29 protein-coding genes are annotated in these 22,759 nt (G+C 72.0%); 12 read left to right on the top strand and 17 right to left on the bottom strand.

What is annotated here, in order from left to right:
• Positions 1-68: 68 nt before the first annotated feature.
• Together ACGFH8_RS24945 and ACGFH8_RS24950 are read left to right on the top strand one after the other, a co-directional pair.
• A complete protein-coding gene (locus ACGFH8_RS24945; RefSeq protein WP_393371269.1) occupies positions 69-488 on the top strand; it encodes an ATP-binding protein in 420 nt (139 codons plus the stop codon).
• A 104-nt stretch (positions 489-592) separates the two neighbouring features.
• A complete protein-coding gene (locus tag ACGFH8_RS24950; RefSeq protein WP_393371271.1) occupies positions 593-970 on the top strand; it encodes a nuclear transport factor 2 family protein in 378 nt (125 codons plus the stop codon).
• 6 nt (positions 971-976) lie between these two features.
• Here the strand turns inward: ACGFH8_RS24950 and ACGFH8_RS24955 are convergent, their stop codons facing one another.
• The 10 genes from ACGFH8_RS24955 to ACGFH8_RS25000 form a co-directional block, all read right to left on the bottom strand.
• A complete protein-coding gene (locus tag ACGFH8_RS24955; RefSeq protein ID WP_393371273.1) occupies positions 977-1,498 on the bottom strand; it encodes an SUKH-4 family immunity protein in 522 nt (173 codons plus the stop codon).
• Positions 1,499-1,605: 107 nt separating this feature from the next.
• Positions 1,606-2,364, bottom strand: coding sequence for a DNA polymerase beta superfamily protein (locus ACGFH8_RS24960; RefSeq protein WP_393371781.1), 759 nt, complete (start codon positions 2,362-2,364; stop codon positions 1,606-1,608).
• A 20-nt stretch (positions 2,365-2,384) separates the two neighbouring features.
• Entirely contained in the window at positions 2,385-3,083 is a 699-nt protein-coding gene (locus ACGFH8_RS24965; protein WP_393371275.1) for a DNA polymerase beta superfamily protein, read from the bottom strand.
• 94 nt (positions 3,084-3,177) lie between these two features.
• Positions 3,178-3,648 (bottom strand): molybdenum cofactor biosysynthesis protein, encoded by a 471-nt coding sequence (locus ACGFH8_RS24970; RefSeq protein ID WP_393371277.1) that lies wholly within the window; start codon positions 3,646-3,648, stop codon positions 3,178-3,180.
• A 63-nt stretch (positions 3,649-3,711) separates the two neighbouring features.
• Positions 3,712-4,404: an urea ABC transporter ATP-binding subunit UrtE gene (gene urtE / locus ACGFH8_RS24975; protein WP_357813753.1), complete on the bottom strand. Its 693-nt coding sequence runs from the start codon at positions 4,402-4,404 to the stop codon at positions 3,712-3,714.
• Positions 4,404-5,180 (bottom strand): urea ABC transporter ATP-binding protein UrtD, encoded by a 777-nt coding sequence (gene urtD / locus ACGFH8_RS24980; protein ID WP_393371281.1) that lies wholly within the window; start codon positions 5,178-5,180, stop codon positions 4,404-4,406. The genes urtE and urtD overlap by 1 nt, the downstream gene beginning before the upstream one ends.
• Positions 5,177-6,364: an urea ABC transporter permease subunit UrtC gene (gene urtC, locus ACGFH8_RS24985; RefSeq protein ID WP_393371284.1), complete on the bottom strand. Its 1,188-nt coding sequence runs from the start codon at positions 6,362-6,364 to the stop codon at positions 5,177-5,179. The genes urtD and urtC overlap by 4 nt, the downstream gene beginning before the upstream one ends.
• On the bottom strand, positions 6,361-7,248 hold the full coding sequence (gene urtB, locus ACGFH8_RS24990) for an urea ABC transporter permease subunit UrtB (protein WP_357253273.1): 888 nt from the start codon (positions 7,246-7,248) through the stop codon (positions 6,361-6,363). Before urtB ends, urtC begins: the two co-directional genes overlap by 4 nt.
• A gap of 75 nt (positions 7,249-7,323) precedes the next feature.
• Positions 7,324-8,568 (bottom strand): urea ABC transporter substrate-binding protein, encoded by a 1,245-nt coding sequence (urtA, locus tag ACGFH8_RS24995; RefSeq protein ID WP_393371287.1) that lies wholly within the window; start codon positions 8,566-8,568, stop codon positions 7,324-7,326.
• Between the two features lie 415 nt (positions 8,569-8,983).
• Positions 8,984-10,066, bottom strand: a complete 1,083-nt coding sequence (locus ACGFH8_RS25000) for a substrate-binding domain-containing protein (RefSeq protein ID WP_393371289.1) — start codon at positions 10,064-10,066, stop codon at positions 8,984-8,986.
• Between the two features lie 96 nt (positions 10,067-10,162).
• Here ACGFH8_RS25000 and ACGFH8_RS25005 point away from each other — a divergent pair, with 96 nt between their 5' ends.
• Positions 10,163-10,660, top strand: coding sequence for a MarR family winged helix-turn-helix transcriptional regulator (locus ACGFH8_RS25005; RefSeq protein ID WP_393371292.1), 498 nt, complete (start codon positions 10,163-10,165; stop codon positions 10,658-10,660).
• Positions 10,661-10,761: 101 nt separating this feature from the next.
• Here ACGFH8_RS25005 and ACGFH8_RS25010 read toward each other — a convergent pair whose 3' ends face one another.
• The 6 genes from ACGFH8_RS25010 to ACGFH8_RS25035 are packed head-to-tail and all read right to left on the bottom strand — an operon-like array spanning position 10,762 to position 15,282.
• The gene (locus ACGFH8_RS25010; RefSeq protein WP_393371294.1) at positions 10,762-11,484 is read right to left on the bottom strand and encodes an urease accessory protein UreD; all 723 of its coding nucleotides are present in this window, start codon (positions 11,482-11,484) and stop codon (positions 10,762-10,764) included.
• On the bottom strand, positions 11,484-12,269 hold the full coding sequence (ureG, locus tag ACGFH8_RS25015) for an urease accessory protein UreG (protein ID WP_393371297.1): 786 nt from the start codon (positions 12,267-12,269) through the stop codon (positions 11,484-11,486). The genes ACGFH8_RS25010 and ureG overlap by 1 nt, the downstream gene beginning before the upstream one ends.
• Positions 12,259-12,948 (bottom strand): urease accessory protein UreF, encoded by a 690-nt coding sequence (locus ACGFH8_RS25020; RefSeq protein WP_393371300.1) that lies wholly within the window; start codon positions 12,946-12,948, stop codon positions 12,259-12,261. The genes ureG and ACGFH8_RS25020 overlap by 11 nt, the downstream gene beginning before the upstream one ends.
• A complete protein-coding gene (locus tag ACGFH8_RS25025) occupies positions 12,948-14,651 on the bottom strand; it encodes an urease subunit alpha (RefSeq protein ID WP_393371302.1) in 1,704 nt (567 codons plus the stop codon). Before ACGFH8_RS25025 ends, ACGFH8_RS25020 begins: the two co-directional genes overlap by 1 nt.
• Positions 14,648-14,983 carry an urease subunit beta gene (locus tag ACGFH8_RS25030; protein WP_393371305.1) on the bottom strand — a complete coding sequence of 112 codons (336 nt, stop codon included), beginning with the start codon at positions 14,981-14,983 and terminating at the stop codon, positions 14,648-14,650. Before ACGFH8_RS25030 ends, ACGFH8_RS25025 begins: the two co-directional genes overlap by 4 nt.
• Entirely contained in the window at positions 14,980-15,282 is a 303-nt protein-coding gene (locus ACGFH8_RS25035) for an urease subunit gamma (protein WP_355029767.1), read from the bottom strand. Before ACGFH8_RS25035 ends, ACGFH8_RS25030 begins: the two co-directional genes overlap by 4 nt.
• A gap of 386 nt (positions 15,283-15,668) precedes the next feature.
• Between ACGFH8_RS25035 and ACGFH8_RS25040 the strand changes: the two genes are divergently transcribed.
• From ACGFH8_RS25040 to ACGFH8_RS25065, 6 genes are all read left to right on the top strand, one after another.
• Positions 15,669-15,842 carry a hypothetical protein gene (locus ACGFH8_RS25040; RefSeq protein WP_393371308.1) on the top strand — a complete coding sequence of 58 codons (174 nt, stop codon included), beginning with the start codon at positions 15,669-15,671 and terminating at the stop codon, positions 15,840-15,842.
• Positions 15,839-16,144, top strand: coding sequence for a hypothetical protein (locus tag ACGFH8_RS25045; protein ID WP_393371310.1), 306 nt, complete (start codon positions 15,839-15,841; stop codon positions 16,142-16,144). Before ACGFH8_RS25040 ends, ACGFH8_RS25045 begins: the two co-directional genes overlap by 4 nt.
• A 95-nt stretch (positions 16,145-16,239) precedes the next feature.
• Positions 16,240-16,785 carry a GNAT family N-acetyltransferase gene (locus ACGFH8_RS25050; protein WP_393371312.1) on the top strand — a complete coding sequence of 182 codons (546 nt, stop codon included), beginning with the start codon at positions 16,240-16,242 and terminating at the stop codon, positions 16,783-16,785.
• A gap of 85 nt (positions 16,786-16,870) precedes the next feature.
• Positions 16,871-17,629, top strand: coding sequence for a VOC family protein (locus ACGFH8_RS25055; protein WP_393371314.1), 759 nt, complete (start codon positions 16,871-16,873; stop codon positions 17,627-17,629).
• Positions 17,630-18,079: 450 nt separating this feature from the next.
• A complete protein-coding gene (locus tag ACGFH8_RS25060; RefSeq protein ID WP_393371316.1) occupies positions 18,080-18,457 on the top strand; it encodes a hypothetical protein in 378 nt (125 codons plus the stop codon).
• Positions 18,458-18,460: 3 nt separating this feature from the next.
• Positions 18,461-18,802 carry a DUF1036 domain-containing protein gene (locus ACGFH8_RS25065; protein ID WP_393371318.1) on the top strand — a complete coding sequence of 114 codons (342 nt, stop codon included), beginning with the start codon at positions 18,461-18,463 and terminating at the stop codon, positions 18,800-18,802.
• Positions 18,803-18,889: 87 nt separating this feature from the next.
• On the opposite strand, the gene ACGFH8_RS25070 is transcribed toward ACGFH8_RS25065, so the two are convergent.
• The gene (locus ACGFH8_RS25070) at positions 18,890-20,065 is read right to left on the bottom strand and encodes an LLM class flavin-dependent oxidoreductase (protein ID WP_393371321.1); all 1,176 of its coding nucleotides are present in this window, start codon (positions 20,063-20,065) and stop codon (positions 18,890-18,892) included.
• 177 nt (positions 20,066-20,242) lie between these two features.
• Between ACGFH8_RS25070 and ACGFH8_RS25075 the strand changes: the two genes are divergently transcribed.
• Genes ACGFH8_RS25075 through ACGFH8_RS25085 form a run of 3 tightly spaced genes read left to right on the top strand, consistent with a single transcriptional unit; the run spans position 20,243 to position 22,757 of the window.
• Positions 20,243-21,223 carry an aliphatic sulfonate ABC transporter substrate-binding protein gene (locus ACGFH8_RS25075; RefSeq protein WP_393371324.1) on the top strand — a complete coding sequence of 327 codons (981 nt, stop codon included), beginning with the start codon at positions 20,243-20,245 and terminating at the stop codon, positions 21,221-21,223.
• Entirely contained in the window at positions 21,220-22,053 is an 834-nt protein-coding gene (locus ACGFH8_RS25080) for an ABC transporter permease (RefSeq protein ID WP_393371327.1), read from the top strand. The genes ACGFH8_RS25075 and ACGFH8_RS25080 overlap by 4 nt, the downstream gene beginning before the upstream one ends.
• The gene (locus tag ACGFH8_RS25085; RefSeq protein ID WP_393371328.1) at positions 22,026-22,757 is read left to right on the top strand and encodes an ABC transporter ATP-binding protein; all 732 of its coding nucleotides are present in this window, start codon (positions 22,026-22,028) and stop codon (positions 22,755-22,757) included. Before ACGFH8_RS25080 ends, ACGFH8_RS25085 begins: the two co-directional genes overlap by 28 nt.
• Positions 22,758-22,759 lie beyond the last annotated feature (2 nt).

Here is a 22,759-nt window from a genome sequence, read left to right on the forward strand (position 1 = left end):
GCTCGCACGTTCCCCACACCCGGGCCTGTCGTGGTGACGCTCCCCGGCAACGCGCGGATGGCGGGCTGATGCCGGCCGAGCGACCGGAGGCCGTGGCCGACCAGAACGTCCCCGCCCATCTCGCGGACACCATGTCGTACCGGGTCGCGACGGACGTACGAGCGCTGCGCGCGTTCGTCAGCGTCGGGGCGCTGACCCGGGGCCTGCCGCCCGATCGGGTGGAGCTGCTGACCCTCGCGGTCAGCGAGCTGGCCACCAACACGTTGCAGCACACCACCGGCGGCGGCTGGGTCCGGCTCTGGGCGGAGCCGGGTCAGCTGTTCTGCGACGTCGTCGACCGGGGGCCGACCCGGGCGTTGGGCCGGCGCATGCCGGCCGCCGACGCGATACGGGGTCGAGGGCTGGCGATCGTGGAGCAGATCTGCGACGAGGTCGCCGTGCTCACCAGCCCCGGCGAGACAGTCGTACGGATTCGCCTGAGCCTGTGACCGCCACTGGCGATCCACCCGCCGCGGGCCCCCGCCGGCTGCCACAATGCGGACAGCCCGGGCCGACGGTGACACCGGGCGACACCGATCGGGAGGACGCCACGATGCCGGACAGCGCACGCGAGGCAGAGCTGCTCGATGCCGAGCGGACCCTGCAGGCCGCCCAGCGGGCCGGCGACGTGACCGCCCTCGACCAACTGCTCGTCGACCAGCTCATCGCCATCGGCCCGGACGGCCGGACGCACACCAAGCAGGATGACCTGGCCGCCCACCGGGAGCGCCGTTCGGTGGTGGAGGAGTTGGTCGAGGAGGAGTTGGACCTGCTCGTCGTCGGCAAGACCGGGGTGACGTTCTTCCTGGGCCGGGTGGCCGGGGTGTACGAGGGGGCGGCGTTCGCGGCGCGCCTGCGCTACACCCGGACCTGGGTCCACGACGACCCGCACGGCTGGCGGGTCCTCGCCGCACACATCAGCCCGGTCTGACCCGGCTCAAATGTCGTCGTCGGTGTCGAGCAGGCCCTGCTCGTCGAGGAACGCGAACCACCTGTCGTCGCCGGGGGTCAGCTCGGCGTAACCCGGGCCGAGCAGGTAGTAGTCCACGAAGGAGCCGAGGTCGGGGGCGAGTTCCTCGAACGCGTCGGCCATGAACCACTCGGTGCCGTTGGGTGGGAAATACCAGATGGCGCCCGTGCCGCGGTCCATGAAGATCGGCTCGTCGCTGCGGGTGCCGATCACCAGCCAGCCCGCCCGGTCCTCGGGGATCGACGAGAAGTCCGGCGCGTAGTCGAGGTGGTACTGGATCCCCGTGAGGGTCGCCGTGGACGCCAGCTCGACCCGACCGGCGCGCAGCCCGTCGGCGACCAGCAGCAGGTCCCGCAGGTCGTCCGGCACACCCACCGGGACGGCGTCGATGGCGGCGCCCTCGCCGAACTCGGCGAACGCCACGCTCGCCGGCTGGTCGGCCAGGTCCACCCGCAGCTCCTCGATGAGCTGCCGCAGCTCGGGGATCAATCCACCACCTCTGTTCGCCTCAGGTCCGTCCGGTCGGCCCGGATCTGCCCTCAGCTCCGCGAACCGGTGCGCGTGTTGGTTCTACCACGCATCGGCGTACGGCGACGTCACCTCGCCGAATCGGCAAGCCTGGCCGCCACCACGAGGTCGTTGAGCGCAGCCGCCCCGGCGGGCTGCGCGGGCAGCCGGGTGTCGTGGTGCGCCTCGTCGAGCCGTGCCGACACCTCGGCGAGGTCACGATCCAGGACGGCGCCGGCGACGAGGTCGCCCAGTCCCCCGTGCTCGGCGGTCCGCTTCGCCGCGATCAGGTCGGCCAGGTACGCCGGCGCCGTCTCGGCGTCGAGCAGGCTCGGCAGGTGCGCCACCACCCGACCGGTACGCATCAGGTGGATGCCGGTGAGCAGCGCCCGGAAGGCGTACAGCAGTGGTTTGATCTCACCGGTCGTGCCGAACAATCGTCGCTGGGTGGCGGCGAAGCCACGGTAGTGGTGGGCGTGGTGCCGGGTCAGTACCAGCGGCGCCAGCTCGACCAACGCCGCGTGCACAGTGGTGGTCCGCACCACGAGCGGGGACAGCAGCTGTTCGAGCACGTAGCCGTTGCGACCCAGCATCAGCCGCACGAACTTGCGCAGGTCGTGCGTGACCAGGTCCAGTTCCACACCGTCGCGGTCGGCCATGACCGTACGCGTCTCGGTCGGCTGCGCCAGCCCGATCACCTCCTCGACCGGAAGCAGGTGCGTGCCGCGCAGGTCGACGTCCGAGTCGGTGGACGGGAAGCCGTACAGGTGGGCGCCGGAGATGGTGGCGAACACCAGCGGGTACGGCTGCTCGTCGACGATCGCCGTCAGGTCGATGCCGGCCGGCAGACCCGCGGACCCCCAGGTGCTCACGCGGGGCACCGCACGGAGCGGTCCCGGACCGAGATCAACCACTGCTCCACCCTCACCTCGTCCGGCAGCTCGGGCAGCGGGCTGGTGGCCAGGTCCGCCGTCATCCGGCGCACCAGCCGGTCCCTCCAGGCCACGATCTCGTCCCAGGGCACCGCACCGGCCTTGACCGCCAGCAGACGGTCCCGGTCGGTGCCCACGTCCAGCACCAGGCGGCCGGTGCGGACCAGGTCACCCCCGGCGGTCAGCAGGCGGATCAGGTGCATCACGTGCCGCCACACCGGCGTGCCGGAGCGGGCGATCCCGCGCTCGGCCTTGCCGAACTGAGCGGTGGCGTACCGCAGGTAGGTGTCGGCCACCCGGCGGGACAGGAAGGCCGGCGTGAGCGCCCGCAGCTCCGCGCCCAGCGGGGTGCACGTCTCGACGAGCGGAGAGTGCAGCACCTCCAGGACCGTGGGGTTGGCTGCCAGCCCCAGCGCGCAGACCCGCTCCACCTCCCACCGCATCTGCTCCGGGAGCGGCCCCTCGTGGTGCGAGGCGGGTTTCCGCAGCCCCCAGAACGCCGAGGCGGGCAGCGCGTACACCCCGCGCCGATCGGTGTCCGAAGCCGCACCGGCCAGGCCGAACGCCCGGGACCCCACCACCACCTGGAGGATCGTCCGGTCCTCGACCTGCTGATCCGTCACCGACTGCTGCATTGCCGCTTCCCCCGGGCGCTGGTCGGCCGCCCCGACCGGGCGGTGTCCGGTGCACACCATGCCGGTCCGGGGGCGCTGGCGTCGAGTCGTTTCCTCAGCTCACCACGGCGTCGATCGGCCCGATGCGCAGGGTCCCGTCGGTGAGTGGCGTGCAGCGGATGCCGCCGGTGGTGCGTAACGCCTTCCAGGCCCCCGGGCCGACGGTGACGTCCATCCAGGCACACGGCCGGGCCGCCCGGTTGACCCGCAGGCTGACCGGGCCGTCGCCGGAGTCCAGGACCAGCACCCTGCCGATCAGCTCGTCCACCGCGATCCCGGTGGTGAGGATGTTGCGCCGCACCTCGGCCAGGCCGATGCCGACCGGCAGTGACTCCTGGGCGATGACCGTGACGCTGGCGTCGCGGTGCGCCTGCTGGCCGAAGTAGCGGTCGCCGACGATGCCGAGGTGGGCCCGGATCCGGACGGCGTCGACAAGCTCACCGGGTGGGGCCGGCGCCGGGCCGTCGGCGGGCCGGCCCAGGAAGCGGTGCACGGGCGAGGCCAGCAACTCGATGATCTCCGGCATGGCACGGATTCTACGAACCGGAGGGCACTCGCCGGGCCAGGTCGGCGGAGCGCGCCGCGAGGCTCAGACCGCCAGGGCCGCCCGGACCTCCCGTTCCGCCGTGACACCCCCGTCGCCGTGCGAGGTGACCCGGCCGGACTCCAGCACGTGATAGCGGTTCGCCACCCGCAACGCGAAGCCCAGGTGCTGCTCGACGAGCAGCACGCTGAACCCGGACTGCCGGGTCAACTCGACGATCCGTTCCTGGATCTCGGCGACCACCGACGGCTGGATGCCCTCGGTCGGCTCGTCGAGCATCAGCAACCTCGGCCGGGTGATCAACGCCCGGGCGATGGCCAGTTGCTGGCGCTGACCGCCGGAGAGCAACCCGGCGCGCCGCCTCAGCAACGGGCGCAACGCCGGGAAGAGGTCCAGCACCTCGGCGGTGGCCACCGCGCCGTCGCGGCGACCATCGGCGACGAGCCGCAGATTCTCCGCGGCGGTCAGGTGCGGAAAGCTCTGCTGGCCCTGCGGGACGTACGCCATGCCCCGCGCCACCCGCTCGTGCGGCCCGAGACGGGTGACGTCCTCGCCGTCCAACTCGACGGTGCCGGCACTCGGGCGCAGCAGCCCGGCCGCGACCCGCAGCAGGGTGCTCTTGCCGGCGCCGTTGTGCCCGAGCACGGCGGCCACCCCGTCGGGCGGGACGGCGAGGTCCACCCCGTGCAGCACCCGCGAGCGTCCGTACCCGGCGTGCACCCCACGCAGCGTCAGCATCATGCCTCCCGAACTGTGGAGCCTGCCCCGGCGTCGACCGGGTGGCCAAGGTAGACCTCCTGGACGCGCGGGTCCGCCTGGACCTGCGCCACGGTGCCCTCGCTGAGCACCCGACCGGCGTGCAACACGGTGACGGTGCGCGCGAACCGGCGCAGGAAGTCCATGTCGTGCTCGATCACCACCACCGTGCGGTCCCGGCTCACCGTCTCCAGCAGGGCGCCGGTGGCGTCGCGTTCCTCGTGGCTCATCCCGGCGACCGGCTCGTCGAGCAGCAGCAGCCGGACGTCCTGCACCAGCAGCATGCCGATCTCCAGCCACTGTTTCTGGCCGTGCGCGAGCGTCCCGGCGAGGTGCCCGGCGCGCCCGGTCAGCCCGATGGTCTCCAGGGCCGCGGCCACCTCGTCGGGAATGACGCGCCGACGACGGGCCAGGGTCGCCCAGCCGCGACGGGCGCCCGCCGCGATGTCGAGGTTCTGCAACACCGACAGCTCCTCGAAGACCGTCGAGGTCTGGAACGTGCGCCCGATGCCCAACCGGCTGATCCGGTGCACCGGGCGGCCCAGCAGCTCGTGCTCACCGAACCGGACCGAACCGGTGGCCCGGACCAGGCCGGTGATCGCGTCGACGAGTGTCGTCTTGCCGGCGCCGTTCGGCCCGATCAGGAACCGGATGTCACCGGCGGGCACCTCCAACGAGACACCGTCGACGGCGGTGAACCCGTCGAAGCTGACCCGCACGTCACGGACGGACAACCCGTCCAGCCGCTCCTCGCTCATGCCGCCGGCACCTCCGCCCGCTCGGCGCGTCGCCGAGTCGTTGGTAACCACAGACGTCGACGCGCTGCGACGCCGTCCTCCCGGCGGCGGGCCAGCGCCCACAGCGACGCCAGGCCGCCGGGAAGGAACGCCACCACCACCACGAAGAGCAGACCCTGCAGGTACGTCCAGGTGCCGGGAAAACGCTCCGACAGGGCGGTACGCGCCCAGGCCACCGCCACCGCGCCGAGCACCGGACCAAGCAGGGTGGCCCGGCCGCCCACCGCGACCCCGATGACGAACTCGATCGACGGGACGATGCCGATCAACGCGGGCGAGATGATGCCCACCGCCGGCACGAACAGCGCCCCGGCCAGCCCCGCCATGCCCGCCGCCACGACGTACGCGACGAGCTTGACCGACGCCGGGTCGTAGCCGAGGAAACGGACCCGCTCCTCGCCGTCACGGACCGCCACCAGCAGCTCCCCGTAGCGACTCTGGATGAGTTGGCGGGTCAGCGCGAGCAACGCCAGCAGCGTGGCGGCGATGATGAAGTAGACCATCCGCTGGTTGACCGGGTCGTCGAGGTCGTAGCCGAAGAAGCCCTTGATGTCGGTCAGCCCGTTGGTGCCTCCGGTGGTGCCCTGCTGCCCGATCAGCAGGATCACCATGGCCGCCGCGAGCGCCTGGCTGAGGATGGCGAAGTACGCGCCCCGGACGCGGCGACGGAACACCAGCGAGCCGAGCCCGAAGGCGACAGCCATCGGCAGCAGCACCGTCGCGGGCAGCGCGAACCACGGGCTGGCGAACGGCCGCCACCACAGTGGCAGTTCGTCGAGCTGCCCGTACAGCTGCATGAAGTCGGGCATCCCACCGGGACCCGCGTCGGCGAGCTTGAGGTGCATGGCCATCGCGTAGCCGCCGAGGCCGAAGAAGACGCCCTGGCCGAGGGTCAGCATCCCGCCCCGGCCCCAGGCGATCCCGATGCCGACCGCCACCATGGCGACGCAGAGATACTTGGCGAGCAGCGCCAGCCGGAAGTCCGACAGCGCCAGCGGCGCCACGGCGAACAGCAGTGCCGCGCCGAACGCGAAGCCGGCGGCGGTCCGGAGCCGGGTACGACCGCCGGTGCGGGCCGGAGGTGCGGGGCTGGTGGGCGCCGGTCCGGTGGCGGCGCCGGGGGGCGCGGGGGTGACGGCGGTCATGCGAGGCTCCTGGTCCGCAGGGTGAACAGGCCCTGTGGCCGCCACTGAAGGAACGCGACGATCGCCACGAACACGATCACCTTGGCGACGCTGAGGGTGGTCAGGTACTCCCCGGTGGCCTGGAGCACGCCGAGGGCGAAGGCGACGATCACGCTGCCCTTGAGCTGGCCGATCCCGCCGACCACGACGACCAGGAAGGCGTCGATGATCAGGTTGGTGCCCATGGTCGGGCCGATCGGGCCGAGCAGGGTCAGCGCCACCCCGGCCAGCCCGGCCAGGCCGGAGCCGACGAAGAAGGTGGTCCGGTCGACCCGGGCGGTCGGGATGCCGGACACCGCGGCGAGGTCGCGGTTCTGCACCACCGCGCGGATCCGGCGCCCCAGCGGGGTGAGCCGCAGCGCCAGGGTGAGCGCCGCGACGGCGGCCAACGCCAGGGCCAGGATGAACAGCCGGTTGTTGGCGATGGTCAGCCCGCCGGGCAGCGCCACGTTGCCGGTCAACAGTTCCGGGGCGCGGGTCTGCACGTTCGGGCTGCCGAACACGTCGCGGGCCAACTGTTGCAGCATCAGCGACACCCCCCAGGTGACCAGCAGGGTGTCCAACGGTCGGGCGTAGAGCCGGCGGATGAGCAGCATCTCCAGCAGGACGCCCATCGTGCCGGCGACCACGAACGCCACCGGCAGCGCGACCACAAGTGACAGGCCGGCCCCGGTGATGCTCTGCTGCAGGACGTATGTGGTGTACGCGCCGGCCATGATGAACTCACCGTGCGCCATGTTGATCACGTTCATCTGGCCGAAGGTCAGCGCGAGGCCGAGAGCGATGAGCAGCAGCACCGCGCCGATGCTGATGCCGGTGAAGAGTTGACCGAAGAGGACTGTCACGGTGGGTACTCCGTACTGCTGGTCGGGGGGCCCGGGCAGACCGCGCGGCAACGCGCTCCGCCCGGGCCGGCATCGTCAGCTCAGGCCACTCGCCCAGGGGTAGGTCTTGAGGTACGGGTCCGGCTGGACCGGCTTGCCGGAGTTCCACACCTCGCTGATCAGGCCGTCCGCGCCGATCTTGCCGATTCGGGCGGTCTTGGCGATGTGCTGGGTCGGGCCGTCGACAGTGACCATGCCCTCCGGCGCGTCGAGGGTGATCCCCCCGGATGCGGTGCGGACCTTCTCCACGTCGAAGGCGCCGGCCTTCTCGACCATCGCCTTCCACAGGTGCACCGCCACGTACGCGGCCTCCATCGGGTCGCTCGTCGGCTTGTCCGCCCCGAACTTGGCCTTGTACGCGGCCACGAACTTCGAGTTCGCCGCCCCCGGGGTGGTCTGGTAGTAGTTCCAGGCGGTCAGCTGGCCCTCCAGGTACTGGGTGCCGATCCCCTTGACCTCCTCCTCGGCGATCGACACCGACACCACGGGCATCGCCGCGGCGGTCAGCCCGGCCGACTTGTACTCCTTGAAGAAGGCCACATTGCTGTCACCGTTGAGGGTGTTGAACACGGCGTCGGCCCCGGCCGACTTGACCTTGTTGACGATCGTGCCGAACTCGGTGGACCCGAGCGGCGCGTAGTCCTCGCCGGACACGGTCATCCCGTTGGCGGCCGCGTACGCCTTGATGATTTTGTTGGCGGTACGGGGAAAGACGTAGTCGCTGCCGACCAGATAGACCGATTTCGCGCCCTGCGCCTTGAGATAGTCGAGCCCGGGAACGATCTGCTGGTTTGTCGTCGCGCCGGTGTAGAAGATGTAGGGCGACTGTTCCAGACCCTCGTACTGCACGGGATAGAACAGCAGCGCCTTGTTCTTCTCGAACACCGGCTTGACCGCCTTGCGGCTGGCCGACGTCCAGCAGCCGAAGACGGCCGCGACCCGGTCCTCGGAGATGAGCTTCTCCGCCTTCTCGGCGAAGGTGGGCCAGTCCGAGGCGCCGTCCTCACCGACGGGCTGGATCTTCTTACCGAGGACGCCGCCAGCCGCGTTGATCTCCTCGACGGCGAGCATGATGGAGTCGCGGACGGTGACCTCGCTGATCGCCATGGTGCCGGAGAGCGAGTTGAGCAGGCCGACCTTGACGGTGTCGCCGGAGACGTCGGCGGCGACGCCTGCCGCACTTGTCTTGTCGGTGGTCTTGCTGCCGCACGCGGTCAACGCTGCCGCGGCGACCAGGGTCATGGCACCCGCCAGGATGCGGCGGCCCCGGAATAATGACATCAATTCTCCCCTGCGGTGCACTCACGTGGCGAATGGACGGTCGGTGCGGTCCGGTGGATCTCAGGTGGGCGATGCCGGGGTCGACGGGTGGACGTCACCGGGGCACCGCAGCGGATGCGGGCAGGGAAAGCGTCGACCGGCATCATTGCGATCGTGTTTCCCGGCCCTTAATTGAGTGTTTCCCGCCAACCGCGCGGCACGGTCGCCAAAAAGACGGCCGACACCGTCGGGGAAAGACGGTGTCGGCCGCTGGAATGCTCGGAAAAATTGCCAGCACAATGGTCGGCGAATGATGTCGCCGATCGTGGACACACATTGGTGGCAGCTGCCCGCAGAGGGCAGATCCTTCACGCAGGAAGTATCTTAGGGCCGAGTCGGGTACGGCTGTCAAGGGTTGCGTCGACCCGGCCGCCGGTCAGAGCTGGGCGAGCACCGTGAAGTCGAGCCCGTCGGCCTCGGCGAGGTAGATGCGCTGACGCACGTGCCGCCGGCGCAACCGCAACCGCCCGCGCGGCCCGTGGTACGCGACGGTGTCGGCGGCCGTCTCGATGGCTCGCACGTCGAGGGTGCGGGCCTGGCCGATCAGCGCGGCCAGCAGCATCACACCCTCGTAACAGGACTCCCCCAGGCTGCCCAGCGGCGGCGCCTCGATCCCGAACCGACGGGCGAACTCGCCGTGGAAGTCGAGGTTCTCCTGGGTCACCAGCCCGGCGAAGAAACCCGCGGTGCTGTACAGCCGGCGGGTCGCGCCGGCACCGCTGGCCAGCAGCATGTTCTCGTCCATCAGGGTGCTCAGCCGCAGACAGCGCTGGTCCAGCCCGGAGCGGGCGAACGCCCGGTTGAACCGCACCGCGTCCGCACCCACGAGCAGCATCAACACCGCGTCGGCGTCGCTGTGCTCGATGCGGCGCAGCACCTCGTCGAACCGGTGCGCGTCCAACGGCAGGAAGTGCTGCCCCACCACCTGTCCACCGCTGCGCAGCGCGTACGACTGGGCGGCTCGCGCGGTACGCCGCGGCCACACGTAGTCGTTGCCGACCACGAACCAGCGACGCGCCCCCTGCTCGCCGGCGAGCAGCCGCATCGCGGGCCACAGTTGGGCGTCCGGCGTCTCGCTGGTCAGGAAGACCCCTTCGGTACGCTCACCGCCCTCGTAGAGTGCGGTGTAGACGTACGGCACCCGGTGCGCGACGCGGGGTGCCAGCGCCTGGCGCACCGACGAGATGTGCCACCCCGTCACCCCCTGCACGGCCCCCACCGACACCAACGCCTCGACCTCGGCGGCAACCTCGGCCGGCGGTGCGCCACCGTCGACGAACACCAGCCGCACTTCCCGACCCAGCACCCCGCCACACCTGTTGATCTCCTCGACCGCGAGTTGCGCACACAGCTCGCAGGTGGGGCCGAACATGCCGGCCGGCCCGCGCATCGGATAGACCAGGGCGATGCTGACCACGGCACGGTCGACGGTCAGCCACGGCGGTGCCGGCGCGGACATGTGCACATGATTGCCCGGTCCACGACGGAAGGCCAGAGCTCACCACGGACCGGGACGACTCGGTAGCATGACAGGGCCACCGGACCAGGGAGTTTCATGTCAGACGTGCCCGGGGCGCCAGCGGACCTGCTGCGCTCGCTCACCCGCGCCGAGCGGCTGCTCTCCCGCCGACTGGGCGCCGTCCTGGCCGACGACGCGCTGACCATCGAGGCGTGGCGGGTGCTCTGCCTGCTCGCCGACGGCCAGGGCCACCCGATGACAGAGGTTTCCGCCGAGGCGTCACTGCCTCCTGGCACCCTCACCAAGCTTGTCGACCAGCTTGTCGACCGTAACCTCGTCTTCCGCCGGATCGATCCGATCGACCGCCGGCGGATCCGCGCCTACCTCACGGCCCGGGGCCGACGCGAGCACGACCGCCTCGACCAGCGGGTCCGCGCCAGCCTCGCCGAGCTGGGCATCACCCAGACCGCCGAGCCGGATGGGGCGCCGGCCGGCGACCTGGTCGGCGCGCTCGACGACCTGATCAGCCGCCTCGACCCGGCCCGCCACCGCGACCACGCCAACGCCGGCCGGGCCGGCAGCCCGCACCGCTGACCCTCCCCGTCCAGCTCTCGGCCGCCGGCACCGCCCGGCGGCCGGCACCGCCCGGCGGCCGACACCGGCCGGCGGCCGACACCGCCCGGCGGCCGACTGTGCTAGGTCGTGAGGTGGGCCCGCAGGGTGTGGGCGTCCGGGGCGGTGGCGGTCCACAGTGTTGCCGGGCCGCCGGCCAGTGGCAGTCGGGCGACGGCCGCGTCGGGCCGGACGTGCGGCGGCTCGGCGGGTCGCGACGGGTCGACCACCAGCAGCGAGCCGGTGGCCGGCGCGCCGTCGAGCACCGCCGGCCCGGCCCAACCCGGTGCCTGTGGGCCCACGGCCAGGGACTGCCGCAGCAGCGGCCGGCCCGCGTAGTCGACCTGGGTGTGCACGACGGCCCCGCCGGGCGTCTCGCCGTACCGGCCGCAGATCAGCTCGTCGCGCCAGCGCAGGCTCGCCCCGGCCGCCAGGTCGATCCTGGATTCGGCGAGATGCGCGCAGCCGGCCGCCGCGACCAACTGTTCCGGAAGCCAGTGCAGCGTGGCCCCGGCCCGCACGACCGCCCGCACCGCCATCCGGGACACCGCGCCCGGTCGGCCCGGTAGGGCGATCGACGCGGCGACGGTGTGCACCCGGACGGCCGCGCCCGGTCCCACCTCGATGTCCAGGCGCAGATCGTCACCGGCGATCGGCCCGGCCGCCCCTCCGACGAGGTGCACGGTGGCGACACCGCCGTCGGCCGGGGTCTGGCGCAGCAGCAGTGGCGTCTCGCCGTGCAACTCGACCAGGACCGTCCCACCCCGACCGTCGGCCCGAGCGACAATCCGGGCGGACGCCCGCATCAGAGCGGGCCGACCGGCACGGCGAGGGGGTGCGCGGTGGCGTGGTGGGCCAACTCGTGCCGGATCCAGTCGGCGACCCTGCTCGCCGTCGGGTCGCCCACGATGGACAGGAAGATGGTCGGCAGGTCGCCGCGTCGGGCCCGCGCGTCGCGGTCCATCACGCCGAGGTCCGCGCCCACCATCGGCGCCAGGTCGGTCTTGTTGATCACGAGGAGGTCGGCCGCGGTGACGCCGGGTCCGCCCTTGCGCGGCACCTTGTCCCCTCCCGCCACGTCGACCACGAAGATCTGCCGATCGACCAGGCCCCGGCTGAAGGTCGCGGTCAGGTTGTCCCCACCGCTCTCCACCAGGACCAGGTCCAGCGGGCCGACCGCCTCGGCCAACTCGTCCACGGCGTCCAGGTTGGCGCCGATGTCGTCGCGGATCGCGGTGTGCGGGCAGCAGCCGGTCTCCACCGCGCGGATGCGCGCCGGGTCCAGCACTCCGGCCCGCCTGAGGAAGTCGGCGTCCTCGGTCGTGTAGATGTCGTTCGTCACCACACCGAGCCGCAACTCGTCGGCGAAGGCACGGCAGAGCGCGGCCACCAGCGCCGTCTTTCCGGACCCGACCGGGCCACCGATGCCGACCCGCAGGGCACGGTCCGCCTGCGCCAGCGGCGGATGCGGGTCGACCCCCGGTTCCGGATGGGTGTGCGGGACGCTCTCGTCGTGCGGTTGGCCGTTCGGTGACGGGGTGATCGGTTCGACAGCGGGCCCAGCGCTCGGCACAACAGTGTCAGGACGCAAAGAGACGCACCTCCCAGGTGGCATGGTTTTCGGCATGGATGTCGGCGAGTGGAGCGGCCGCGGCCGGCAGCCGCTCCGGTGGGTCGTCGGCGGCCCGCGCCGCGTCGGCGGCCGTGCCGTCGCAGGCGTCGGCAAGACCGACGAGCAGGGCTTGGACCTGGTACGGGTCGAGGCCGAGCAGGCGTACGCCGGCGCTGGCCGCACCGGTCAGCGTCCCGTACGCGGCGACCGTGGCGGTCTCGACGCGGGACAGCCCGGCCCCGGCACAGAGCAGCCCCAGCACCAGCGGTTGGTGCACGCCGCAGGACGTCGCGGGTAGGTCACCGAACGGCGCGTCCGGCCAGATGGCCCGGCCGGCGCGCAGCAGCGCTCGACCCTGCCGGCGGGAGATCGTCCGCAGGGTCGGCGACGCGGTACGCGCGTCCAGCTCCACGTCGAGCTGAGCCAGCAGGCCCGACCGGGCCACGGACCCGGGCTCCACCGCCCGGTGCGCGGCCGCCGCGAAGGCCGCGCCGACCAGGCCGGCGGTGGCCAACCGTCCGGCCAGGAACGCCTCCAGCGAGGCCAGGTCGGTGACCCGGCCCGCGGCGACGGCCGCTTCCAGACCGCCGGAGTGCGCGTGCGCCCCGGCCGGGAAGCGCCCGTCGGCCAACAGCAACAGCAGGCTCGATGTCGCCATCAGAACAGGAAGTACCGCTGGGCCATCGGCAGCCGGGTCACCGGGTCGGGCTCCACCACCACCCCGTCGATGCGGACCGTGAACGTGTCCGGGTCCACCTCGATGCGGGGCATCGCGTTGTTCTCCGGCAGGTCGGCCTTGCCCCGCGACCGCACGTCGCGCACCGGCACCACCCGGCGTCGGACGTCCAGACGCAGTCCCGCGTCCAGGGCCGCCGGCGCCACGAAGGCCAGGCTGGTGGCGGCCGCCGCCGCGCCGTACGCCCCGAACATCGGCCGCGGCAACATCGGCTGCGGCGTGGGGATCGACGCGTTGGCGTCACCCATCTGGGCGTACGCGATCATGCCGCCCTTGAGGACCAGGTGGGGTCGTACGCCGAAGAACGCCGGGTCCCAGAGCACCAGGTCGGCGAGCTTGCCCGGCTCGACCGAGCCGACCTCGTCCTCCAACCCGTTGGCCATGGCCGCACAGATGGTGTACTTCGCGACGTACCGTCGGGCCCGGTGGTTGTCGGCGGCGCCGTCGCCCGGCAGCGCGCCGACCCGGTCCTTCATGACGTGCGCGCTCTGCCAGGTCCGCATGATCACCTCGCCGACCCGACCCATCGCCTGCGCGTCGGAGCCGATGATGGAGATCGCGCCGAGGTCGTGCAGCAGATCCTCGGCGGCCATCGTGGACGGTCGGATCCGGCTCTCGGCGAAGGCCAGGTCCTCCGGCACCGACGGGTTGAGGTGGTGGCAGACCATCAACATGTCCAGGTGCTCGGCGAGCGTGTTCGCGGTGTACGGCCGGGTCGGGTTCGTCGACGACGGCAACACGTTCGGCTCACTGGCCACCGTGATGATGTCCGGTGCGTGCCCGCCGCCGGCGCCCTCGGTGTGGTACGAGTGGATGGCCCGGCCGCCGATCGCCCGCAGGGTGTCGGCGACGAAACCGGCCTCGTTGAGCGTGTCGGTGTGGATCGACACCTGGACCCCGGACGCGTCCGCCACCCGCAGGCAGGCGTCGATCGCCGCCGGTGTGGTGCCCCAGTCCTCGTGCAGCTTGAACCCGCCCGCGCCGGCCCGCAACTGCTCCCAGAGCGCTTCGGTGGAGACGGTGTTGCCCTTGCCGAGCAGCAGCACGTTCACCGGCAGCGTGTCCAGGGCCTCGTGCATCCGGGCCAGGTGCCAGGCGTTCGGGGTGACGGTGGTGGCCCGGGTCCCCTCGGCCGGCCCGGTGCCGCCGCCGACCATCGTGGTGATGCCGCTGGCCAACGCCTCGGTGACGATCTGCGGGCAGATGAAGTGCACGTGGGTGTCCACCGCGCCGGCGGTGAGGATCCGACCGTTACCGGCGATCACCTCGGTGGCCGGGCCGATGACCAGGTCGGGGTGGACGCCGGGCATGGTGTCCGGGTTGCCGGCCCGGCCGAGTGCCACGATCCGCCCGTCGCGCAGCCCCACGTCGGCCTTGACCACACCCCAGTGGTCGAGGACCACGGCGCCGGTGATGACGGTGTCCAGCGCCCCTTCGGCGCGGGTCGCACGGGACTGGCCCATCGACTCGCGGATCACCTTCCCGCCGCCGAAGACCGCCTCGTCGCCGCCGACGCAGTGGTCGGTCTCCACCTCGATCAGCAGGTTGGTGTCGGCCAGCCGGATCCGGTCACCGGTGGTCGGCCCGTACAGGTCGATGTAGCGGTCCCGCCGCACGGCGCTCACCGCGACGACCCGCTGGCGTCCGGCGCGTCCAGCGGACCGGCGCACTCGCCCCGCAGTCCGGGCACGACGCGCGCTCCCCCGAACGGGACGAGGTCGACGCTGCGGCTGATGCCCGGCTCGAACCGGACCGAGGTGCCCGCCGGCACGGCGAGCCGTTGCCCCCAGGCGGCGTCCCGGTCGAACGCCAGCGCCGGGTTGGACTCGGCGAAGTGGTAGTGCGATCCCACCTGTACCGGTCGGTCGGCGGTGTTCACCACGAGCACTGTGGTCACCGGACGGCCCACGTTGATCTCGACCGGGCCGGCGGCCGGCAGGATCTCCCCCGGGATCACGGGATCGGGTGGTGCACCGTCACCAGCTTGGTGCCGTCCGGGAACGTTGCCTCCACCTGCACCTCCCTCAGCAGCTCGGGGATGCCGTCCTGGACGTCGTCGCGGCTGAGCACGGTCCGGCCCGTCGACATCAGGTCGACCACCGACTGGCCGTCGCGGGCCCCCTCCAGCAGGAACGCGGTGATCAGCGCGACCGCTTCGGGATAGTTGAGGCGCAGGCCGCGTTCGCGGCGGCGGCGGGCGACATCGGCCGCGACATGGACGAGCAGGCGGTCCTGCTCGTGCGGGCTGAGAAACACGGGGCTCTCCCGGTGGGGTAAGCGTGCCCCGCTCGTCGTCGGCTCCGCACTGAGCCACGCCGGGCGGCAACACACCCGGGAGTACGAGCTGGAGTCACACGACCGCCGAGCCGCCGCCGACGGGTCGACCCGGGACTCCACCATCCCGGCCCGAACGACGGGCAACCGGCGGTGTCCGGTCGGATGCGGACCGCACCGCCCACCGCTGAGCAGACCGTAGAGGATCGCCACCGACCAAGGCAACAGTCGACCACGGATGGGTCGGGCACCCGCGTGTCCTGGTCCGCGGCGGCGTGCGGTCCGGTGAGAGCATGACCTGGGCGGGCTTTCCGCCGTCCCGGTCGGGCTGCGGCGCGATCGGGCACCGGCCGCTGGGGAGGCATCCGATGCAGGAGTCAGCGCCCGCGGCGAACGGTGACGGCGAGCGGCGGCTGCGGACGCTCACCGTGGTCGGGGTGGCCGCCAACGTCCTCGGCGTGGTCACGGCGGTGGAGAGCGTGCTGCGCCGGGACGCGCTGCCGCGATCGACGTGGATAAGCCGAATCAGCAGGTCGTCGTGAAACACGCCGGCGGGGCCACCGACGGGCTCGACCTGTACCACGACTGGGCGGACATCCGGTCGGACAACATCCAGGTGGCCAACCCGCCGAACGTCTACCAGTTCTCGGGCGGCGACCCCCGCCGGGCGTACCAGGACTGCGCCCGGGGCGGCTCCGGGTCGGCGCGGGCGTCGTTCACACCGGGGGCGGACTTCTGCTTCCGCACCTCGGAGGGGCGCGTGGGGTTCGCGACCATCGCCCCGCCCGGCAGGGATCAGGTGTTCGTCGTCCACGTCGTGGTCTGGGAGGCCACCGGCGTCTGAGGTCGGCGCGCGGGACGGCTGTTCCGGTGCGGGCGTTCGCCGTACCGGACCGTTCGGGGACAACCCGGTGGACGCCGAAATGCTACGAAGAGGACGTGCCTGACCTGACTGGTTTCCCTGCCGCCTCGTCCCTCACGACTCCGCGACTGCTGTTGCGCCCCTTGCGGGGCGATGATCTGGACGCGTTCGCCGCGGTCAACGCGCAGCCCGAGGTGATGCGCTACATCCATGACGGCCGCACCCTGGACCGGGCCGCGACCGCGGAGCGTCTGGCCACCTACCAGCGGCACTGGGACGAGCACGGTTTCGGCCTGTACCGGGTGGAGGTCAGAGAGACCGGCGAGCTGGCCGGTTTCACCGGACTGGCGACGCCGACGTTCCTGCCCGAGATCATGCCGGCCGTGGAGATCGGCTGGCGGCTCGGCCGCGCGTACTGGGGTCGGGGCCTGGCCACCGAGGCGGCCCAGGCCGTTGTCGCCCACACCCGTGCCGCGCTCGCCCTGCGGCGGCTGGTCAGCATCCACGTCGTCGGCAACGAGGCGTCGGCGCGGGTGATGGTCAAGCTGGGCATGTCGCTGGAGCGCGAGACGGTGCAGCCGGACACCGGCCGCCGGGTCCGGGTCTACGCGATGGACCTGTAGGCGGTGGATCCTCTGGCTGGGCTGGGACACCCGGTACACGGTCGACGAGCAGACCGGCGCGACCAGCGGCCCGTAGAATCGGGGCATGGCCCTGCGACCGGCTCATGTGAACATCAAGGCAGTCGATCCCGTCGCGGTCGGCGAGTTCTGGGCTCAGGCGCTCGGCTGGAACGCGTTCCACCCCGGCGTCACCACGTACGTCGGGCCCCGAGCCGAGCTGGTCTGGCCCGACCCGGACTTCCTGGGCATCGACATCGTCCCGGTGCCCGAGCCGAAGACAGCGACAACGAACCGCATGCGTCTCGAACTCGCCAGCAGCTCGTCCGGACACCGGGCCGAGCTGCTGGCCCGGTTGGAGAGGCTTGGCGCGAAACCCGCCGGCGCCGATCGGCTCGGCGCGTCCTGCGCCCTGCTGGCCGATCCGGAGGGCAACGAGTTCTGCGTACCAGGACCGCAGGAGACCGGCCGGGACACCGGTCCCATTTCCGCGGTGGTCATGGACTGCACCGACCCGCCCGCCATGGCTCGCTTCTGGGGCGCGGCGATCGACTGGCCCGTGGTTGCCGTCACCGGCGAGCGGGCCACCCTGCGGTCCGGCCGCGGCACCGGACCGGACCTCACCTTCGTCCGCGTCCCCGGCACCACGCCCACACTCGACCGGCTGCACCTCGACCTGCGGCCCGACACCGGCGACGACCAGGCCGCCCAGGCCGTTCGCCTGCGCGCGCTCGGTGCCGCCGATCTCGACGTGGGCCAGGGCGGCGACGTCTCCTGGATCTGCCTGACCGACCCTGACGGACATGAGCTCTGCGTCCTCGCAGCTCCCGGGGGCGAGTCCGGCTGATCAGGCCGGAACACCCGCGCCGGAGTCAGCGGCCCGACCCGGGGGCAGCAGCCAGAGGTAACCCGCCTCTTCCCGGACGGGGAGCGGCTCGGCCGGTTTGCCGTCCGGGCGGTTGACACACAGGCCGTTCGGCCCGAAACGCCGGCGGTGCACCGGGGACTCCAGCGCGCGGATCGGAGATCAAAGCATGCGCGCTTGCCCTTGATCGGCGAGCGTGCGCACGATGCGAGGGGCCAATTTCGGACAGTTGGAGAATTGGCCAAGGCATTCAGCGTGGTCATTCGGGATTTTTCGGGTTGTGCCCTTTCTTCCGAACCCTGGACCGGTTCATAACAGGCGTCATACCTTCGATGTGGGAGCGCCAATATCCTTATCGCCTCTCGGATGAGCGACCGGCCGAAACGGCCAGATCCGCCCCGCCGGAGAAGGCAATCGGAAAGGGACCGAATTATGCCTGATTCCCCGTATCCTAATCCACCCGATCCCGCCGACGCGTCGTTCACCAGGCGCGTACTCCTCCGCATCGGCGGCGTGCTCGGCCTGACTGCCGCCGGCATCGCCGCGGTCGGTGCCGGCGCGTCAGCGAATGACACCGGCGCGCCGGCTGTCCCGGACGCTCCGGGCGGATTCGGCGCCCCGCCGGCACCGGGGATCGCCCCCCAGCAGGCGAACCGGGCCCGCACCGGGAGCATTACCAACGTCCGGCCGGGCCAGGCGACGGGGCCCGCGCCCGGCACCGCCTCCGGGGCCCGTCTCGCCCCCAACCACAGCCGCATCATCAACACCCCGCTGAGCCGCCGCCCGGCGCCGTGGACCGTGGAGGGCTGAGCGATGCAGCTGCATTTCCGCAACAGCTACGGCCCTCGGATCTGGGTCGCGATCATGTACTACGACACCGGCTGCAACTCCGACGGGTCCTCGTGGGCGACCCGGGGCTGGTGGACCATTGACAACGGCGGCCAGGCGTACGTGCTGAACACGAACAATCGCTACGCCTACTACTATGCCGAGGCCGCCGACGGCACGGTGTGGACCGGCCCGTACGGACCCATCTACGTCCCGCAGACCGCCTTCAGCTGGTGCTCGAATACCGGCAGTACCAACGCGCGGGTCGTCGGGCTCCGCGAGGTCTACATACCCAGCGACAAGCACACGATCAATCTCGTACCGTGAGCCGCCACTCCCGCTCGGGCCCGATCCGGGCGTGGATGACGAGCGACCTTCATGATCGGCGAGCCAGAACCCAGCCGGGCCGGTCGGTCAGTGGGCCGCGGCCGGCTGCGGCGTGGGCATCGCGGCGAACGGCACATCGATGTTCTCCGCCACGCCGGGCGGTCCGTCGGGGTGCCGCCACAGTCCGCGGTCGCGCAGGATCGGCAGCACGCCCTCGCCGAACCAGTACGCCTCCTCCAGGTGCGGATAGCCGGAGAGGATGAACTCGTCGATCCCGAGCGCGTGGTACTCGGCGATCCGGTCGGCGATCTCGGTGTGGCTGCCCACGAGCGCGGTGCCGGCCCCGCCGCGGACCAGCCCGACCCCGGCCCACAGGTTGGGTGCGACCTCCAGGCCGTCGCGGGAGCCGCCGTGCAGGTCGAGCATCCGGCGCTGTCCCTCGGACTCGCTGCGGCGCAGCCCGTCCTGCACGGCCCGGATGTCGGCCTCGGCGATCCCGTCGAGCAGCCGGTTAGCCTGCGCCCAGGCCTGCTCGGCGGTGTCCCGGGCGATGACGTGCAACCGGATGCCGAAGCGCAGCTCGCGCCCGGCGTCGGCGGCCAGCGCCCGGACCCGGGCCAGTTTGGCGGCGACAAGCGCCGGGGGCTCGCCCCAGGTCAGGTAGACGTCGCTGTGCCGTACCGCCACCGGCAGGGCGGCGGCGGACGACCCACCGAAGTAGACGGGTGGGACCGGGTCGGGTAGCCGGTGCAGCCGCGCCTGCTCGACGCGGACGTGGGCGCCGGCGTGGTCGACCGTCTCGCCGCGCCAGAGCGCGTGCGCCACGTGCAGGAACTCGTCGGCCCGCGCGTACCGGGCGTCCTTGTCCAGGAAGTCACCGTAGGCCCGCTGCTCCGACGACTCGCCGCCGGTGACCACGTTGAGCAGCAGCCGGCCCCGGGACAGCCGTTGGAAGGTCGAGGCCATCTGGGCGGCGAGGGTGGGTGAGGTCAGCCCGGGTCGGAAGGCGACCAGGAACTTGAGGCGCTCGGTCACCTCGGTCAGCATCGCCGTGCTCAGCCAGGCGTCCTCGCACCAGGCGCCCGTCGGGGTGAGCGCGCCGACGAAGCCGAGTTGTTCGGCGGTGCGGGCGATCTGTCCCAGGTACGCCACGCTGGCCGGGCGGGCTCCTCCGGCGGCGCCTGTCGGTACGCCGTGTCCGCCGCCGACGATGTCCCGGCTGTCGCCGTTGGTGGGCAGGAACCAGTGGAAGGTGAGGGTCATCGCGGCTCTTTCCTCCAGCGGGGACGGGCGGCGCACGCGGTGCGGCGGGCACCTCCTGAGGGGTGGGACGATCGCGCCGACAGCCTACCCATAAAACCTATCGGGTTAGTAGGCTACCGCCCACGCACTCACGCCGGTCGACGCGGCCCGGCACACCTGACCACCCAAGGAGCCGCCATGCGTACCCCCTCGGTCCGCCGTCCCCCGCACCACAGTCGCCTGGCCACCGCCGCGCTGACGACCGTGGCCCTGCTCGCCACGGCCATCCTGAGCGCTTGTGGCGGCTCCGCCGACGCCGGGGAGGGCGGGGGCAAGCTCCGGATCGGGTACCAGCGCTTCGGCGGCCTCAGCCTGGTCAAGGCGCGCGGCGCCGCGCCGGACGTGGAGTGGTCGCTGTTCGAGAGCGGCCCGGCGCTCACCGAGGCCCTCAAGGCCGGCTCGATCGACATCGGACAGGTCGGCGAGGCCCCACCCGTCTTCGCCGCCGCCGGGAAGATCCCGTTCTCCATCATCGGGACCTCGGCGCCGATTCCGCAGGGTGAGGCGGTGCTCGTCAAGGCCGACCGGGGTTACCGCAGCTTCGCCGACCTCAAGGGCAGGACGGTGGCGCTGAACAAGGGGTCGAACGTGCACTGGCTGCTGGTCCAGCTCCTCAAGGCGAACAACATGACCCTGAAGGACATCCAGGTCAAGTACCTCAAGCCCGCCGAGGGGCGACCCGCGTTCGACGGCGGCCAGGTCGACGCCTGGGTGATCTGGGACCCGTACTTCGCGCTGGCCGAGCAACCGGGGGTCCAGGTGCTCGCGGACGCGACGGGTCTGGCCAGCAACCGGGAGTACGTCCTGGCGGCCCCGGACGCCGTCACGAAGCGGTCGGACGACGTCAAGGCGTTCCTCCAGCGCTACCGGGAGGTGACCGACTGGGGCATCGCCCATCCCGAGGAGCGGGCCAGCACCCTCGCGCCGGAACTGAAGATCCCGCAGGACGTCACCAGCCGCGCCCTGGCCCGCAGCGCCCGGCCGCTGGCCCCGGTCAGCCCGGCCATCGGCGACGAACTCCAGGCGATCACCGACAGCTTCATCGCCCTGGAGCTCATTCCCGGGCCGGTCGACCTGCGGTCCCGGGTCGACGACCGGTTCAGCGCGGTCTTCCAGTGAGCCGGACCACGCTCGCCGAGGCACCCGACGAGGTCGTGACCGCCGCGCCCGCTTTGCCTCGGCGTCCCCGGCCGACCCGGCGCTACCGGCGGCTGATCAGCCCGGTGGCGCTGGTGCTGGGCTGGGAGTTGGCTGCCCGGACCGGGTTGCTGGCACCGGAGAAGCTGCCCGCGCCCAGCGACGTCCTCGCCACCGGCTGGCGGCTGACCCGGGACGGGACGCTCCTCGTGCACCTGCTGGACTCCCTCACCCGCGCCGGGGCGGGGCTGCTGATCGGCGGCGTCCTGGCGCTGGTCCTGGGCACGGTGGCGGGGCTGCTGCGCCTCGGCGACGACCTGGTCGACCCACCGGTGCAGATGGCCCGGATGCTGCCGCACCTGGGCCTGGTCCCGTTGCTGATCATCTGGGTGGGGATCGGCGAGTCACTCAAGATCAGCCTGGTGGCCCTGGGCGCGTTCTTCCCCATCTACTTCAACACCTACGCCGGCATCCGGGACATCGACGAGCGGCTGGTGGAGGCCGCCCGTACCTGTGGGCTGGGCCAGGCCGCCCGACTGCGGCACGTGGTGCTGCCCGGCGCGCTGCCGTCGCTGTTCCTCGGCCTGCGCCTGGCGATCGGCGCGGCCTGGCTCAGCCTGGTCGTCGGCGAACAGGTAAACGCCCAGACCGGCATCGGCTTTCTGATGATGGAGGCGCGGGAGTTCAGCCAGACCGACGTGGTGGTGCTCGGCCTGCTCGTCTACGCCCTGCTCGGGCTGATATCCGACCTTGCGTTGCGGGTGCTGGAGAGGAGGATGTTGACATGGCGTCGCGGATTGCGGGCCACCTGACCGGTACGACGCCGGTGTTGACCGCGCACGCGGTGCACCGGGCGTTCGGGCCGACTGTCGTGTTGGCCGGAGTCGACCTGACCATCGCCCGGGGCGAGGTGGTGGCGCTGCTGGGCGGCAGCGGCTCCGGCAAGAGCACCCTCCTGCGGATCCTCGCCGGGCTGGACGGCGAGGCCAGCGGCGACATCGTCGTGCACGGCACCGCCGCCGTGGTCTTCCAGGAGCACCGGTTGCTGCCCTGGAAGCGGGTGGCGCCCAACGTCGGGCTCGGGCTGACCGGCGCGGACACCGCCGGCCGGATCGGCCGCGCGCTGGCCGAGGTCGGGCTCGCCGAACGGGACCGCGCCTGGCCGGCGGAGCTGTCCGGTGGGCAGGCGCAACGGGTCGCCGTGGCACGGGCCCTGGTCCGCGAACCGGACCTGTTGCTGCTCGACGAGCCGTTCGGGGCCCTGGACGCGCTGACCCGCCTGCGGATGCAGGTCCTGCTGCGCCGGCTGCGCGCCGAGCACGGCTTCGCCGCCCTGCTTGTCACCCACGACGTGGAGGAGGCGCTGTTGCTCGCCGACCGGATCCTGCTCCTCGACGAGGGCCGCATCGCCGCGGACCTGCCCGTCGACCTGGCCCCCACCCGTACGCCGGACGACCCGGCCTTCGGCGCGCTGCGCCGGCACCTGCTCGATCGACTCGGCGTACCCACCACCTGACG

This window comes from Micromonospora sp. NPDC049175, assembly GCF_043197345.1.
Taxonomy (GTDB): Bacteria; Actinomycetota; Actinomycetes; order Mycobacteriales; family Micromonosporaceae; genus Micromonospora.